This window comes from Sphingomonas asaccharolytica NBRC 15499 (assembly GCF_001598355.1).
Classification (GTDB): domain Bacteria; phylum Pseudomonadota; class Alphaproteobacteria; order Sphingomonadales; family Sphingomonadaceae; genus Sphingomonas; species Sphingomonas asaccharolytica.
In genome coordinates this window covers 57679-71647 of the sequence record NZ_BCYU01000005.1, presented here as the reverse complement: position 1 = coordinate 71647, position 13969 = coordinate 57679, and the positions used below count along the sequence as shown (strand labels likewise).

The following is a 13969-nucleotide window of genomic DNA, read 5'->3' as shown; positions in this document are numbered from 1 at the left end:
GTGGCGAGCGCCGCGGCGCCGGCCGGCGCGGCGAAGACCGCGCCGAGCGAGGACGGCTGGGATGACGGCAGGTCGGCGGCGGGGCGGTTCAACCCCTGGCTGATCGTCGCGATCATCTCGCTGCCGACTTTCATGGAGGTGCTCGACACCTCGATCGCCAATGTCAGCCTCGACCATATCGCCGGCGGCCTGTCGATCACCATCGATCAGGCGACCTGGGTGCTGACCAGCTATCTGGTCGCCAACGCCATCGTCATCCCCATCTCGGGTTGGCTGTCCGACGCGATCGGACGCAAACGCTATTTCCTCATCTCGATCGCCTTGTTCACAATCTCGTCGTTCGTTTGCGGGATCGCGCCCAATCTCACCACCCTGGTCATCGCGCGCGTGTTCCAGGGGATAGGCGGCGGCGGGCTGGCGCCGGTCGAGCAATCAATGCTGGTCGACACTTTCCCGCCCAGGCAACGCGGCATGGCTATGGCGGCCTTCGCGATCGTCGTCGTCGTCGGCCCGGTGCTAGGCCCAACGCTCGGTGGTTGGATCACCGAGACGTCGAGCTGGCATTGGGTGTTCCTGATCAACGTCCCGATCGGCATCGGCGCGTGGATCCTCGCCGACTTGTTCGTCGACGAACCCAAGCAGGTGAAGGACGATCGCGCGAAGCGGCTCGAGGGTGGTCTCCGCATCGATTATATCGGTGTGATCCTGGTCGCGCTTGGCCTCGGCTTCTTCGAACTGACGCTCGACCGCGGCGAGCGCGAGGATTGGTTCGCCAGCGGACTGATCGTCGCCACGGCGACGATATCAGCGGTATCGCTGGTCGCGTTGATCTTCTGGGAGCTCAACCACAAGGACCCGGTGGTCGACCTTAAATTGTTCAAGAACCGCAGTTTCGCGATCACCACGCTGATCATGGGCATCACCGGGCTGATCCTGTTCGGCACGACCCAGTTGATCCCACAGATGCTGCAGCAAGTGATGGGCTACAGCTCGTTCGATGCCGGGCTGGCGCTGACGCTGGGCGGCCTCGCGACCTTGGTCGCCGTGCCGTTCGCGGGCCGAATGGTGGGCAAGGTCGATGCTCGGATTTTGCTCGGCGGGGCCCTGCTCGTGCAAGCGGCGGCGCTGTGGAACATGTCGCATTTCAGCCCCGACATCAGCTTCGCCGACGCCGCGATGGGACGGCTCTATCAGGCGATGGCGCTGCCATTCCTGTTCGTGCCAATCAACGCGGTCGCCTATCAGGGGCTGCCGCGCAACAAGACCGCGCAAGCGTCGAGCCTGCTCAACGTCGCGCGCAACCTGGGCGGATCGATCGGCATCTCGGCGGCGCAATCGATGCTCGCCGGCGCGATGCAGCGGCACCAGGCCGAGCTGGTCCAGAAACTTAACCCGCTTGATCCCAATTATACTGACTGGCTGGCCAAGGCGCAGGGCGCGTTCAGCGGGTTGGGCGATCCGACCATGTTGCCCCAGGCGATCCTCTATCAACAAGTGCAGCGCCAGGCGGCGATGCTAGGGTTCCTCGACGTCTTCCGGTCGCTGATGGTGCTAATCCTGATCTTGCTGCCGGTCGTCATCTTCATGAATTCGGGCAAGGGCGCGAGCGGCGGAATGGGACATTGATGATGAGTAAAAAATCGATCCTCCTCGTCTCGGCATTGGCGCTCGCCGCCTGCACCGTCGGCCCGAACTATACCAAGCCTGATCTGGCGGTGCCTGCGACCTATGCCGGCCCGCAAGGCGCGCCGCCCCCTGGGCAGATGATCGATCCGGCGCGTTGGTGGGAGGCGTTCAACGATCCCAAGCTGACCGACCTGATCGACCGCGCGTTGAAGGACAATCCGGACATGGCATCCGCCGCCAGCCGCGTGCGTCAGGCGCGGCTGGGCGAAATCCAGGCACGTGCGCAGTACAAACCCGTCGTCAATGCCGACGCTAACGCGACCGACGTCAAGTTCAGTAAGAATGCCGGCTTCGCGACGCTGGCGCGGGCCTTTTCGGGAGGCGGCAACAGCGGACCGCCTTCCGGCGTCGCGTTGCCCGGCGACAGCATCAAGACCTTCGCGATTGGTTTCGACGCGAGCTGGGAGCTCGACGTGTTCGGCGGTGGCCGGCGCGGCGTCGAGGCGGCGCTGGCGCGAACCGAGGCCGCCGAGTGGAACCGGCGCGACGCCGCGGTGACGCTCGCGGCCGAAGTCGCCGACGCGTATTTCGCGCTTCGCCTCGATCAGGAACAGATCGCCGTGCTCGACAGCGAGATCGACCGACAGAGCAGGGCGTTGCAGATCGCCTCCAACATCGCCAAGGTCGGCCTGACACCGTCGATCGACGTCACCCGGCAGAACGGCAACATCACCGCGACGCGCGCGCGATTGGAGCCGCTCAAGGCCGACCTCGACGTGCGCAAGCATGCGCTCGGCGTTTTGGTCGGACAGCCGCCAGAGGCGTTGATGGCGGAATTGTCCGGGGCGCTGCCCGCGCTGGTTCCGACGCCGGAGATTCCGGCCGGGTTGCCCAGCGACCTACTCCGCCGCCGTCCGGACGTTCGCGCGGCCGAACGCAACCTCGCCGCGTCGACCGCCGATATCGGCGTTGCCGTCGCCGACCTCTATCCGAAATTCAGCCTCACCGGGATGGCGCAACTCATTTCCACCTCGCTGGGCAGCCTGTTTGCGGGCGACAGCCTGCAGCTGACCGGCACCGGACAGGCGACGTTTCCGCTGCTGGATTGGGGGAAGCGCAAAGCGACGGTCGGCGTCCGCAAGGAGCAGCGCGAGCAAGCATATCAGGATTATCGCCTGACGGTGCTGCAGGCGCTGCGCGACGTCGAGGATCCGTTGAGCCGGATCGACGCCGAGCGCCGTCGTAATACTCTGCTGCGTCAGGCATTGGCCGATGCCGACCGCACCGCCGCCGCCGATGTGGCACGGTACCAGGCAGGATTGGTCGCGCAGGATACGGTCATCAATACGCAGGTCGACGTCCTGCGCGCGCGGGAAAACCTGGCGGATAGCGACGCGCAGCTGCGGCAGCTGTCAGTTGCCTTGTTCAAGGCGATCGGTGGCGGATGGACGGAAGGCGCGCCGAGTACCGGCTGAAGAGAGCGCGTTGCGCCACAGGCGGGCCAATTTTTGCGCCGGGGGTTGCCGCGGGCGCCAATGGTTAGCGGCCGATTCGAAAAAGTTAATAAATGGTTAATTTAGCGCGACTTTCGGTCGCGACGGCGGTGCGGCAAGACAGCGAGCCGGCCAGATAAAGAGCGACCCGCTTCCACCGCCAACTTGTTGAATCAACAAGGCAATCAGTGGGAAGCGGGTCGTCTAAAATCGCTTTACCAGGGACGAATGAGTTCGCCGTGGACGAGCGCAATGAGAAACGCGAGCATTGCTTTACTCCTAATGCGCCCACCCCGGGCACGGCCAAATTATTAATAGTTTTTTAACTCAAAAGCAATCGCGATTCCGGGCAGTTACGTGTTTTCCCTGAGCTTCAGTCCGGCGAGCTTAAGAGTTCTTTCAGGCCCTTGGGGTAGCAGGGCGGTGATGGCGCGCGACCGCACCCCGATCAGCCCGGTGGAAGAACCGGTTGGCCAAGCTGGCCTTTCCTCGACATCGCGGAGTCGCATGCGTGGCGCCGCGACGCCGTTCGCGCAGGTCTCCGCCACAAAACCCTGGGCTGTTCAGGCGCTTGCGCAAATGACCAATCAGGCTTTCCTGCGCCGGCATCTCGGCGTCGCGCGGTCGAACGACATTGCGTTCGACATCGCCGACCGAATCGCGGGCGCGATGCCTGGGGTCGTAGCAACGGTGATTGGTCGCTGGACGGTCGAAGTGGAAACCTGCGTTGCCGACGCCGGCCAACTCCAGCAATTCTCGGACAGCCTCAGCGCGGCGCTGGCGGAGCCGTTCGACCTGGACGGTGAACGGCATCACATCGATTTCGCGATCGGTATCGCGGCCGGGCCGCCGGGGACGCTGGACGATGTCCGTCTGGCCGAGGAGGCCGAGGACGCGCTGGTTCAGTCGCGCAACGAGAGCCAGTTAATATTGCGCGATCTGTCGCTGGTCGATCCGATGGTCGACAAACTCGCGCTGAAGCGCGAATTGAAGGGCGCGATGGATCGCGGCGAGCTGTTCCTGCAATATCAGCCCAAGGTGCATGTCCGCCGCCAGGAGATCGCGAGCGCCGAGGCGTTGGTACGCTGGCGCCACCCTACGCGCGGATTGATCCTGCCGAGCGACTTCATCCCTCTGGCCGAAACGTCACGCGACATCGACCGGCTGACGTTGTGGACGATCGAGCAGGTTATAATCGACCAGCATTATCTCCGTGCCGATGGGCAGGAGATCACGGTCTTCGTCAACATCTCCGGCCAATTGCTAAGCAATACCTCGTTCGTGAAGCGCGCTTGCGAAATGGTCAACAAGGGGGGCGTGCCGCTCGGTTTCGAGATCACCGAAACCTCGGTGATTCGCGACCCGGTCAGCGCGATCGCCAACCTCAATATCTTCGCCGACCACGGCATTGCGATCGCTATCGACGATTACGGCGCCGGGCTGTCGAGCCTCGCCTATCTCAAGCAGCTCCCCGCGCGCGAGCTCAAGATTGACAAGATGTTCGTCTTGCAGCTGACCAGCAGCAACCGCGACCCGCTGATCGTTCGGTCGACCATCGATCTCGCGCACGCGCTGGAGATGGAAGTGACCGCCGAGGGGGTCGAGACGCCGGCGGCACTAGCGCTGCTCAGCGTGATGGGATGCGACATGATCCAGGGCTATCTGATCAGCCGCCCCATCGAGATCGAGGCATTCCGCCAGTTCCTGCGCGACCATAAGGATGCCGCCTTGGTCGATTCGGCGCGCGCCAGTTTCCGTGCAACCGCATTCCGCCGCTTGGCGTGACGCGCTTAAAGCCGTTTTAACGCTGCGGAGGTCATTACTGCCCCGTCATGACTCGCCGGTTTGCCGCACTTTTGTTGATCATTGTTGCCTTTCTGGCGATGCCCGTCGTTGCGTCCGCACAAGGAGACCCGGCCGCGCAATTCGACAGCGCGATCGGCGACGCCAAGGCGACGATGCTCGCCGACCCGGCAAAGGCCATCGCCAAGGCGAAGCAAGCGCGGGCGATAGCGGAACGGCTCAACGGGCATGATCGCGTGATCGATATCGCCACCGCGCAGTGGCTGGAAGGCGAGGCGCATCTTCGCCTGAATGACATCGTGACGGCGGGGCCGCTGCTCGACGCCGCATACGCCGCGCTCAAGGACGCGAAGGCCAGCAAGCTCAAGGGCGACGTGTTGCGGTCGCGCGCGGGCTATCATGCCGCGTCGGCTAGCGTAGCCACCGCGCTGGCCGACTATCAATCAGCGTTCCTGATCTATCGTGCGATCGACGATACGCGCAGCCAATCGATCGCGCTGCTCAGCATCGCCGCGCTTTATCAGGAGGCGAACGACTATAATACGGCGCTGAAATATTACGGACAGGCGCTCGATATCTACCGGGGCGATCCGCAACTGCTGGTATCGATTTACAACAATCGCGCCGACGCGTTGATGGAATTGGCGCGCTATCCCGATGCAGAACGCGATTTCCGCGCGGCGTACAAGCTCGCCGAGACAATGGATAGCCCGGTGCTCGAAGCGCAAATCCTGCGCAACGCGGCGCGCAACGAATTGCTTGCCGGCGACCTAGACGCTGCCGACCGCACGATCGCTCAGGGATTTCAGTTGTTGCGCAAAGGCGACAGCGACGGATCCGCCGCACAATTCTGGGCGGTGGCGGCACAGGCAGCGCTGCAACGCGGCAAAGTCGATCAGGCGCGAACCATGGTCGAGCGCGCCTTTGCCGGGGTCGATATCGGCAACCCGACGATGGTCTGGTGGCGGGCGCATAAAACCGCGTTCGCGATCTACGAGCGCTTGGGCGATTCGCAGCACGCGCTGATCCACCTGGTGGCGTTGAAGAAGCTCGACGACGACAATGCCAAGCTGGTGTCGTCGCACTCGACGGCGCTGATGGCGGCGCGATTCGATTCGGCCAATCAAAGCCTCAAGATTGCCAAGCTGCAGCGTGACGAAGCCAACCGGCGTGCGGAATACGAAAAGGCGCGGGCCAATACGCAATTCTGGATTTTCATCGGATCGGGCGTGACCGCGGTGGTCATCGTTGGGATGCTTGGCTTCGGCCTCGTCACGATTCGCCGCAGCCGCAACGAGGTCCGCGCGGCGAACATCGATCTCGAAGCGAGCAATGCGGCACTGGGCAAAGCGCTGGCCGCCAAGACCGAATTCCTGGCCACCACCAGTCATGAGATTCGTACGCCCCTCAACGGCATTTTGGGGATGACCCAGGTGATGCTGGCAGACCGACGGCTCGATCCTGCGATGCGCGACCGGATCGGCGTGGTGCACGGCGCCGGCGTATCGATGCGAGCGCTGGTCGACGACATTCTCGACGTCGCCAAGATGGAGACGGGCAATCTGACGATTGAACGCGCGCCGGTGGATCTGGCGGCGATGCTGCGTGACGTGTCTCGCATGTGGCAGGATCAGGCTGCCTCGAAGGGTGTTGAATTCGAACTCGACGTCAGCGAGGCGCCGCCGCTGATCGAAAGCGATCCGGCGCGTTTGCGGCAAATTGCGTTCAACCTACTTTCCAATGCGCTGAAATTCACCCAAAATGGACATATTCACGTCCGGTCGGGGGTGATTCAGGGGGCCGACGGCGCGCACGTGACTATCGAAATCCGCGATACCGGGATCGGCATCCCGCCGGACAAGCTCGAACTTATCTTCGAGTCGTTCCGTCAGGCTGACGCCGGCACCACGCGTCAATTCGGCGGCACCGGCCTGGGCCTGGCGATCTGCCGCAACATCGCGCGGGCGATGGGCGGCGACGTCACGGTGGCGAGTGTTCCGGGTGAGGGATCGACCTTTACCGTGGCCGTTCCGCTGGTTCGCGTCGAGGAGGATGAAGCCGCGGCGGTGGAGCACGAGCATGGCAAGGCACTGCTCATCGTCGACAAGAACCCGATCAGCCGCGCGATGCTAAAGACCCTATTCGCGCCGCGTTTCCCGACGCTGATCGCGGCCGGCTCGATCGACGAAGCGGCGCAGATGATCGAAGCGGGCGGCGTCCGGCGGATCGTCACCGACGAAGCGACGATTGCCATGGACGGGGATGTGGACGCCGCGATCGGGCGTTTCGCCGGTGTACCGGTGTCGTTGCTATGGACAAACCCGGAAACGACTGACCGCACCCGGTTAACCGCAGCAGGCGTAGATCAAGTGATTGCCAAGCCGATTGCCGGGGCGGCACTGGTGCAGACGATCGTTTCGGTAGCGCAAAATGAAGATGTTGATAGTCGGGCTGCGTAGGCGGATAGGGGGAACAACCATGCTATCTGATATGCCTTGCCCGACGGCCCAAATGAGGTCGCTGCGATGAACGTGCTTTTCATCGAGGACGATCCGATGAATCGGCGAGTCGTCGCCGACATGCTCGACGTGGCGGGGGCGGCAATGACCGAGGCGGAAAGCGCTGAGATCGGTCTCAAACTGATCGAAGAACGCGATTTCGATATGGCGTTGGTCGACCTGCGTATGCCGGGGATGGATGGCATCACCGCGATTCAACGCATTCGCGGACGTCCCGATGCCAAGGCGAAGTTGCCGATCATCGTGGTTACCGCCGATACCGCGATCGATCTGCGCGAACGCTGCATCGCGGCCGGCGCCAATGAGGTGCTGTTCAAACCGGTGGCGATGGACGCTCTGTTCGAGGCGATGGGGCGCATTCTCGCCGGCGGCGAGGGGGATGTGATCCTTTAGCCATTTCGGCTCGCCCACAGCCGTGGCAAGAGCGCTGCCATGATCGAACGTCCTTCCGCTGAATCACGCCCGCTTGGTAAAAGCGGCATCCTTGTCTCACCCATTGCCTGGGGTATGTGGCGGCTGCGCGGTGACGACGTCGCCGGCGCTCACGCGCTGATCGAGGCGGCGCTCGACAGCGGAATCACGCTCTTCGATACGGCCGACATCTATGGCTTCAACGGCACCGGCGGATTCGGCGATGCCGAATCAGCGCTTGGTCGCGTGCTGGGCGAGGCGCCCGAATTGCGCGCGTCTATGGTGGTGGCGACGAAGGGAGGGATCATCCCTGGCGTGCCGTACGATTCGAGTCCCGCCTATCTCGATCGCGCGCTCGATGCGTCGCTGCGACGCCTAGGCGTCGAACAAGTCGATCTCTGGCAGGTCCATCGGCCCGATCTACTCGCGCATCCACAGGAATTGGCGGCAACGCTTGAGAAAATGATCGCCAGCGGGAAGACGCGTGCGGTCGGTGTGTCCAACTTCACGCCGGCGCAGGTCGCGGCGCTGGAAAGCTTTCTCACGATTCCGCTGGCGAGCACGCAACCCGAATTCTCGCCGCTCCACACTGATCCCTTGTGGGATGGCACGCTCGACCTGGCGATGGCACGCGATCACGCCGTCCTGGCCTGGTCGCCGCTCGGCGGAGGGCGGCTCGGCCAGGACGGGCCGGTTGCCGCGTTGCTCGCGGGGAAGGGGGCGCAATATGGTGTCTCCGCGGCGGCGGCAGCCTATGCGTGGCTGATGGCGCATCCCGCGCGGGTCATTCCCATCGTCGGCAGCCAGCGCGTCGAGCGAATTCGCGAGGCGCGCGATGCCTTCGAAGTCGAATGGACGCGCGCCGAATGGTATGCGGTCCTGCAGGCATCGATGGGGAAAAAACTACCCTGACCGTTCGGCGGCAAAAGCGCGTCGATGGAGGCCCGTGCCGGAATCGAACCGGCGTAAACGGATTTGCAGTCCGGTGCGTAACCACTCCGCCAACGGGCCTCGTAGGCGTGGTAAGGCGCGGGGCTTTGCGCATCGGACCGCCTCAAGTCAACAGCAGCTTTATATGACGACTATAATTTAATGCGCTATTGCGGGTTGGCGTGCGGCGCGGCGCACCATATAGCAGCCGAGCGGCATGAAGTGTGTTGCATACGTAAAACAGTTATGCGATTGGGCGGGCTATGAACAACTTGGCGCCAGAAACGATCGGCGACGACGTCAGCTTCGAGGCGATGCGCCATGCGATGGTGCAGAGCCAGTTGCGCACTAACGCGGTTAACGATCCGCGTGTGGTGACCGCGATGGGCAGGATCCCACGCGAGGCTTTCGTGCCCGAAGCCGCACGGCGGCTGGCTTATCGCGACACCGCCGTAGCGGTTCGCAATGGCCGCTATCTCAATCTGCCGATCGCGACCGGCAAATTGTTGACCGAGGCGTATCTGGAATCGACCGACAAGGTTCTGCTGATCGGCGCCGCCGGCGGTTATACCGCTGCAGTGCTGTCCGGCCTGGTCCGCTCGGTCGTCGCGGTCGAAAGCGATGCCGACCTTGCCGCGCATGCCCGCGCCGCGCTGGAGGGGTACGACAATGTCGAGTTGGTGGAGGGGCCGCTCGATCAGGGCCATCAAGCAGGCGCGCCTTATGACGTGTTGATCGTCGATGGTTGTGTCGAGGCACTGCCCGAATCGCTGGTCGGCCAGATTGCTTCCGGAGGGCGTGTCGTGACCGGGCTCCGCGAACGTGGCGTATCGCGCCTCGCGTCGGGGCGCACGATCAAGGGAGCGTTCGGGCTACGCGCTTTCGCCGACGTGGATTGCGTCGCGCTGCCCGGTTTTTCGGCGCCGCGGGGCTTCGCCTTTTGAAAGAAATGGGCGTTTTGAAAGAAATGGGGATTTGATGCGCGTTTCCGTCCTGCTTGCTGGTGTAGCCATGGTGACCGTCGCTATCGCGCCGGCTGCCGCCGACACGCTGCGCGAAGCGCTCGTCAAAGCGTACAACACCAATCCGGGACTGGCGGCGGAGCGCGCCAATGTCCGCGCATCCGATGAGAACGTCCCGATCGCCAAGGCGCAGGGACGTCCCAATGTCGGTGTTTCGGGCAATTATACCGAGAATGCGCTGAACAGCAGCCAGAACAGCTTGTTGTCGCCTGATCGCCAGCTTCAGGCGAACGCACAACTGGCGGTTCCGGTTTATAGCGGTGGTCGCGTCCGCAACTCGATCAAAGGGGCGGAAACGCGAGTCGAAGCGAGCCGGATGCAATTGCGCGGCACCGAATCGGACACTTTTGTCGGCGTGGTCGGCGCGTATATGGATGTGATCCGCGACGAGGCGATCGTCGGATTGAACAAGGAAAACGTGAAGGTGCTGGAGGTCAACCTCCAGGCAGCCAAGGATCGTTTCCAGGTCGGCGACCTGACGCGCACCGACGTCGCGCAGTCCGATGCGCGCCTGTCGGTCGCGCGCGGCCAGCTGGAGCAGGCGCAGGCGCAGCTCATTTCGAGCAAGGAAAGCTATATCCGCGTGGTCGGGACACCGCCGGGCCAGTTGGAAGATCCGCCCGCTTTGCCGAACCTGCCCAATGCGCCAGACGACGCGGTCGATGTCGCGCTCAAGAACAACCCGGTGCTGCTCGCAGCGCAGCGGAACAGCGATGCCACGCGCTTCGACATTGATGCCGCGAAAGGCGCGCGGCTGCCGACGCTGAGCGGCGTCGTCGGCGGCAATTACTTCAATTACCTGGGCTCATACGGCTCCGGCACCAGCCCAAAGCCGGGCCAAACCGGATCGGCGGGCACCGTCGGACTGCAATTCTCCGTCCCGCTCTATCAGGGCGGCGGCCCGTCGGCCCAGGTTCGCCAGGCGCAGGCCCGCCGCGCACAGGCGCTCGAACAGGCGACGGATACCGAGCGCGGCGTGATCGCGCAGGCGCGCTCGGCTTACGCCATCTGGAAGTCCTCGCTCGAGGTGATCGCTTCGTCGCAGCGCGCGGTCGAGGCCAACAAGCTGAGCCTCGAAGGCGTTCGCGCCGAGAATAGCGTCGGCAACCGCACCATCCTCGACATCCTCAACGCCGAGCAGGAATTGCTCAACAGCCAGGTGACCTTGGTGACCGCGCAGCGCGACGCCTATGTCGCCGGCTTCGCCTTGCTCGCGGCGATGGGGCAGGCCGAAGCGCGCGACCTCGGTCTCGAGGGTGGCACGCTCTACGATCCGCTGACCAACTACAAGCGGGTCAAGGGCAAATGGAGCGATTGGGACATCGATCCGGCTTATAAGCCGATCGGCACCAGCACCCGCGATACGCCGCCGCAGGACTCCTCGCAAAAGCGTCCGCTCGACCCTCAGTTGAACGCCCCGGTTGACACGGCCCCCGATCGTCCCGCAAACGAGACCAAATAACTCGCGATTTGCGCGGGTTCGTGCGTCGTCAGGAAGCAGGCCGCCTATGGGGGATGTAAGCGCCGAGCCGTCGATGGAGGACATCCTGTCCTCGATCAAACGGATCATTGCCGAGGATGTCGAAACCGGCGGAGCGTCGCGCGCGCGCCGGCGGCCGACGCCTCAGCCGATTCCTGCCGGGGCCGCGGAAGAGGATGACGTGCTCGAGTTAAACGAGCCCGCGCCCGATTCGGACATGGCGTCGATTGCGACGCCGGTTGCCGCGACGCCGGCGCCCGGTGTGCCTGCCGAAAAGATCATCTCTGATGAAGCAGCCGAAGTCAGCCGCGCGCGGCTCGCCAGCCTGTCGCGGCTCGTCATCAAGCCCGAAGTCGCGGGCAGCGACACGCTCGAAGGCCTGGTGCGCGAGATGTTGAAGCCAATGCTGCGCGACTGGCTCGACGCGAATCTGCCGGATCTGGTCGAAACGATGGTCGCCAAGGAAATCGCCCGGATCACCGGCCAGCGCTGAGCAGAGACGAAGCGAGTTTTCGGTACGACGGGTAGTTGCTCGCGCACCCCCCATCTGCTCTATCTCGCGTCATGAACAAGCTTCTCCTCGCGAGCGTCGCGCTCGCTTCGTTCGCTTTCCCTGCAACCGCGCGCCAACTGACGATCGAGGACGTGACGATGCTCAGCCGCGTCTCGTCGCCGGTAGTGTCGCCCGACGGCCATTGGCTGGTCTGGCAGCAGCGAGAAACCGACCTGGCGGGTGACAAGGGGCGTTACGACTTGTGGCGGCTCGACCTGACCGCGAAGGGTGCGAAACCCGAAAAGCTGATCGGCGAATGGGAGGTAAACGAGACCAGCCCGCAATTCTCGCATGACGGCAAGACCATCTGGTTCCAGTCCGACAAGGGCGGCGAGGACAATGTCTGGGCGATCGCGGTCGCCGGCGGCGCGCCGACCCAGGTCACCGACCTCAAGGGCGGGATCGGTGGGTTCAAGGTCGCGCCGACCGAAGACAAGATGCTGATCTGGGCCGATCGCCTGCCCGGCGCGCCGTCGAGCGAGCCGGCGATGGTCAAGAAGCGCGACGATGCCGGCAATGGCCGCACTTTTGACCAGATGTTCATCCGCCATTGGGCAAGCTGGGCGGACGGTACGCGATCGCAGCTGTTCGTGCTGCCGATGGCAAACGGCAAGGCGACCGGCTACGGCAAAGCGATCGAAGGCGCGCTGGTCGGCGATTCCCCGTCCAAGCCATTCGGCGGTGGCGAGGAAGTGTCGTGGTCGGCCGACGGCAAGACGGTGTTCTTCGCCTTGCGCGAGGCGGGCCGGATCGAGCCGCTATCGACCAATCTCGATATCTTCGCGGCGCCCGCCGACGGATCGGCCGCGCCGACCAATCTGACCGACGCCAATGACGGGATGGACAATCTTCCCACCGCATCGCCCGACGGCAAATATCTCGCATGGTTCGCGATGAAGCGCCCCGGCTACGAAGCCGATCGTCAGGTGCTGATGGTGCGCGATCTGGCGAGTGGCCAAGTGCGCGCGCTGACCGAGGGCTGGGATCGCTCGGTCGGCTCGATCGCGTGGAGCGACGACAGCAAGACCATCTACGTCACCGCCGAGGATACGCAGGAAACGCCGATCTTTGCGATCGATCTCAAGTCGGGCAAGCCGACACGGTTGACGCAGGAAGGCAACGTTTCCGCTGTCGTACCGACCGCCAAGGGTCTGGTCTATGCGATGAACTCGCTGACCGCGCCCGACGACTTCTACTGGCTGGCGGGCAAGAAAAGCGCGCGGCTGACCAGCGTCAATGCCGACAAGCTCGCCGGGATCGACATGCCGACGGTCACGCGGTTCAGTTTCTCCGGGGCGAATAACGACAAAGTGTGGGGCTATGCCGTCAAGCCCGCCGGCCTTGCCCAGGGCACCAAGGCGCCGATTGCGTTCATGGTCCATGGCGGTCCTCAGGGGTCGAGCAATAATAGCTGGTCGTACCGCTGGAACCCCGCCTTGTTCGCCGGCGCCGGCTATGGCCTAGTCGCCGTCGATTTCCACGGCTCGACCGGGTACGGCCAGGGCTTCAGCGACGCGATCCGCAACAATTGGGGGGGCTGGCCGCTCGAGGACCTAAAGAAAGGCCTCGACGCCGCGACGACAAAGTTCGCCTGGCTCGACGGCAACAACGCTTGCGCGCTCGGTGCTTCCTATGGCGGCTATATGATGAACTGGATCGAGGGCAATTGGCCCGATCGCTTCAAGTGCATCGTCCAGCATGACGGCGTATTCGACGCCCGCGCCATGGCCTACGAAACCGAGGAACTCTGGTTCGACGAATGGGAGCATGGCGGGCATCCCTATTACGAGGATCCGGCCGCGTTCGAGAAGTGGAACCCGGTCAACCTGGTCGACAAGTGGAAGACGCCGCAGCTCGTGATCACCAGCGAGGGCGATTACCGTATTCCCTACACCCAGGGCATCGCCGCCTTCACCGCGCTCCAGCGCCGCGACATCCCGTCGCGCCTGATCGTCTTCCCGGGCGGCAGCCATTGGGTGCTCAACCCCAAGGAGAGCCGTCAATGGTATCGTGAGGTGCTCGGCTGGATGGGCAAGTGGACAGGGAAGGGCGCTAACTAGCCCGCGCCTTTCCTCGACAGCGGCGGATCAACACCGAGTAGCGGAGGCGGGCGCATGCCGACGAAGACGGCG

Annotated in this window: 10 protein-coding genes and 1 tRNA gene; 10 read left to right on the top strand and 1 reads right to left on the bottom strand. The window is 63.8% G+C overall.

Going from position 1 to position 13969, the window contains the following annotated elements:
- From SAS01S_RS02455 to SAS01S_RS02430, 6 genes are all read left to right on the top strand, one after another.
- Complete coding sequence (locus SAS01S_RS02455; protein WP_066804262.1) at window positions 1-1626, top strand: DHA2 family efflux MFS transporter permease subunit; 1626 nt, start codon at window positions 1-3, stop codon at window positions 1624-1626.
- A gap of 2 nt (window positions 1627-1628) precedes the next feature.
- Complete coding sequence (locus SAS01S_RS02450) at window positions 1629-3101, top strand: efflux transporter outer membrane subunit (protein WP_245656721.1); 1473 nt, start codon at window positions 1629-1631, stop codon at window positions 3099-3101.
- 597 nt (window positions 3102-3698) lie between these two features.
- Complete coding sequence (locus SAS01S_RS02445) at window positions 3699-4904, top strand: EAL domain-containing protein (protein WP_084238427.1); 1206 nt, start codon at window positions 3699-3701, stop codon at window positions 4902-4904.
- 98 nt (window positions 4905-5002) lie between these two features.
- Window positions 5003-7381 (top strand): ATP-binding response regulator, encoded by a 2379-nt coding sequence (locus SAS01S_RS02440; RefSeq protein ID WP_084238425.1) that lies wholly within the window; start codon window positions 5003-5005, stop codon window positions 7379-7381.
- 66 nt (window positions 7382-7447) lie between these two features.
- Window positions 7448-7834: a response regulator gene (locus tag SAS01S_RS02435; RefSeq protein WP_066804256.1), complete on the top strand. Its 387-nt coding sequence runs from the start codon at window positions 7448-7450 to the stop codon at window positions 7832-7834.
- Between the two features lie 39 nt (window positions 7835-7873).
- The gene (locus SAS01S_RS02430; RefSeq protein ID WP_066804254.1) at window positions 7874-8764 is read left to right on the top strand and encodes an aldo/keto reductase; all 891 of its coding nucleotides are present in this window, start codon (window positions 7874-7876) and stop codon (window positions 8762-8764) included.
- 25 nt (window positions 8765-8789) lie between these two features.
- Here the strand turns inward: SAS01S_RS02430 and SAS01S_RS02425 are convergent.
- A tRNA-Cys gene (locus tag SAS01S_RS02425) sits at window positions 8790-8863 on the bottom strand.
- A gap of 182 nt (window positions 8864-9045) precedes the next feature.
- Here SAS01S_RS02425 and SAS01S_RS02420 point away from each other — a divergent pair.
- The 4 genes from SAS01S_RS02420 (at window position 9046) to SAS01S_RS02405 (ending at window position 13897) form a co-directional block, all read left to right on the top strand.
- Complete coding sequence (locus tag SAS01S_RS02420; protein ID WP_066804248.1) at window positions 9046-9726, top strand: protein-L-isoaspartate O-methyltransferase family protein; 681 nt, start codon at window positions 9046-9048, stop codon at window positions 9724-9726.
- A 34-nt stretch (window positions 9727-9760) separates the two neighbouring features.
- A complete protein-coding gene (locus SAS01S_RS02415; protein WP_066804245.1) occupies window positions 9761-11266 on the top strand; it encodes a TolC family outer membrane protein in 1506 nt (501 codons plus the stop codon).
- 46 nt (window positions 11267-11312) lie between these two features.
- Entirely contained in the window at window positions 11313-11777 is a 465-nt protein-coding gene (locus SAS01S_RS02410) for a DUF2497 domain-containing protein (protein ID WP_169804888.1), read from the top strand.
- A 71-nt stretch (window positions 11778-11848) separates the two neighbouring features.
- Window positions 11849-13897: an alpha/beta hydrolase family protein gene (locus SAS01S_RS02405; protein ID WP_066804242.1), complete on the top strand. Its 2049-nt coding sequence runs from the start codon at window positions 11849-11851 to the stop codon at window positions 13895-13897.
- Window positions 13898-13969: the final 72 nt, after the last annotated feature.

What these genes read in the sequence shown, in the direction of transcription:
- SAS01S_RS02430 (WP_066804254.1), top strand. Translation starts at nt 7,874, where the DNA reads ATGATCGAACGTCCTTCCGCTGAATCACGCCCGCTTGGTAAAAGCGGC.
- SAS01S_RS02420 (WP_066804248.1), top strand. Translation starts at nt 9,046, where the DNA reads ATGAACAACTTGGCGCCAGAAACGATCGGCGACGACGTCAGCTTCGAG.
- SAS01S_RS02450 (WP_245656721.1), top strand. Translation starts at nt 1,629, where the DNA reads ATGAGTAAAAAATCGATCCTCCTCGTCTCGGCATTGGCGCTCGCCGCC.
- SAS01S_RS02415 (WP_066804245.1), top strand. Translation starts at nt 9,761, where the DNA reads ATGCGCGTTTCCGTCCTGCTTGCTGGTGTAGCCATGGTGACCGTCGCT.
- SAS01S_RS02445 (WP_084238427.1), top strand. Translation starts at nt 3,699, where the DNA reads ATGACCAATCAGGCTTTCCTGCGCCGGCATCTCGGCGTCGCGCGGTCG.
- SAS01S_RS02440 (WP_084238425.1), top strand. Translation starts at nt 5,003, where the DNA reads ATGCCCGTCGTTGCGTCCGCACAAGGAGACCCGGCCGCGCAATTCGAC.
- SAS01S_RS02405 (WP_066804242.1), top strand. Translation starts at nt 11,849, where the DNA reads ATGAACAAGCTTCTCCTCGCGAGCGTCGCGCTCGCTTCGTTCGCTTTC.
- SAS01S_RS02410 (WP_169804888.1), top strand. Translation starts at nt 11,313, where the DNA reads ATGGGGGATGTAAGCGCCGAGCCGTCGATGGAGGACATCCTGTCCTCG.
- SAS01S_RS02435 (WP_066804256.1), top strand. Translation starts at nt 7,448, where the DNA reads ATGAACGTGCTTTTCATCGAGGACGATCCGATGAATCGGCGAGTCGTC.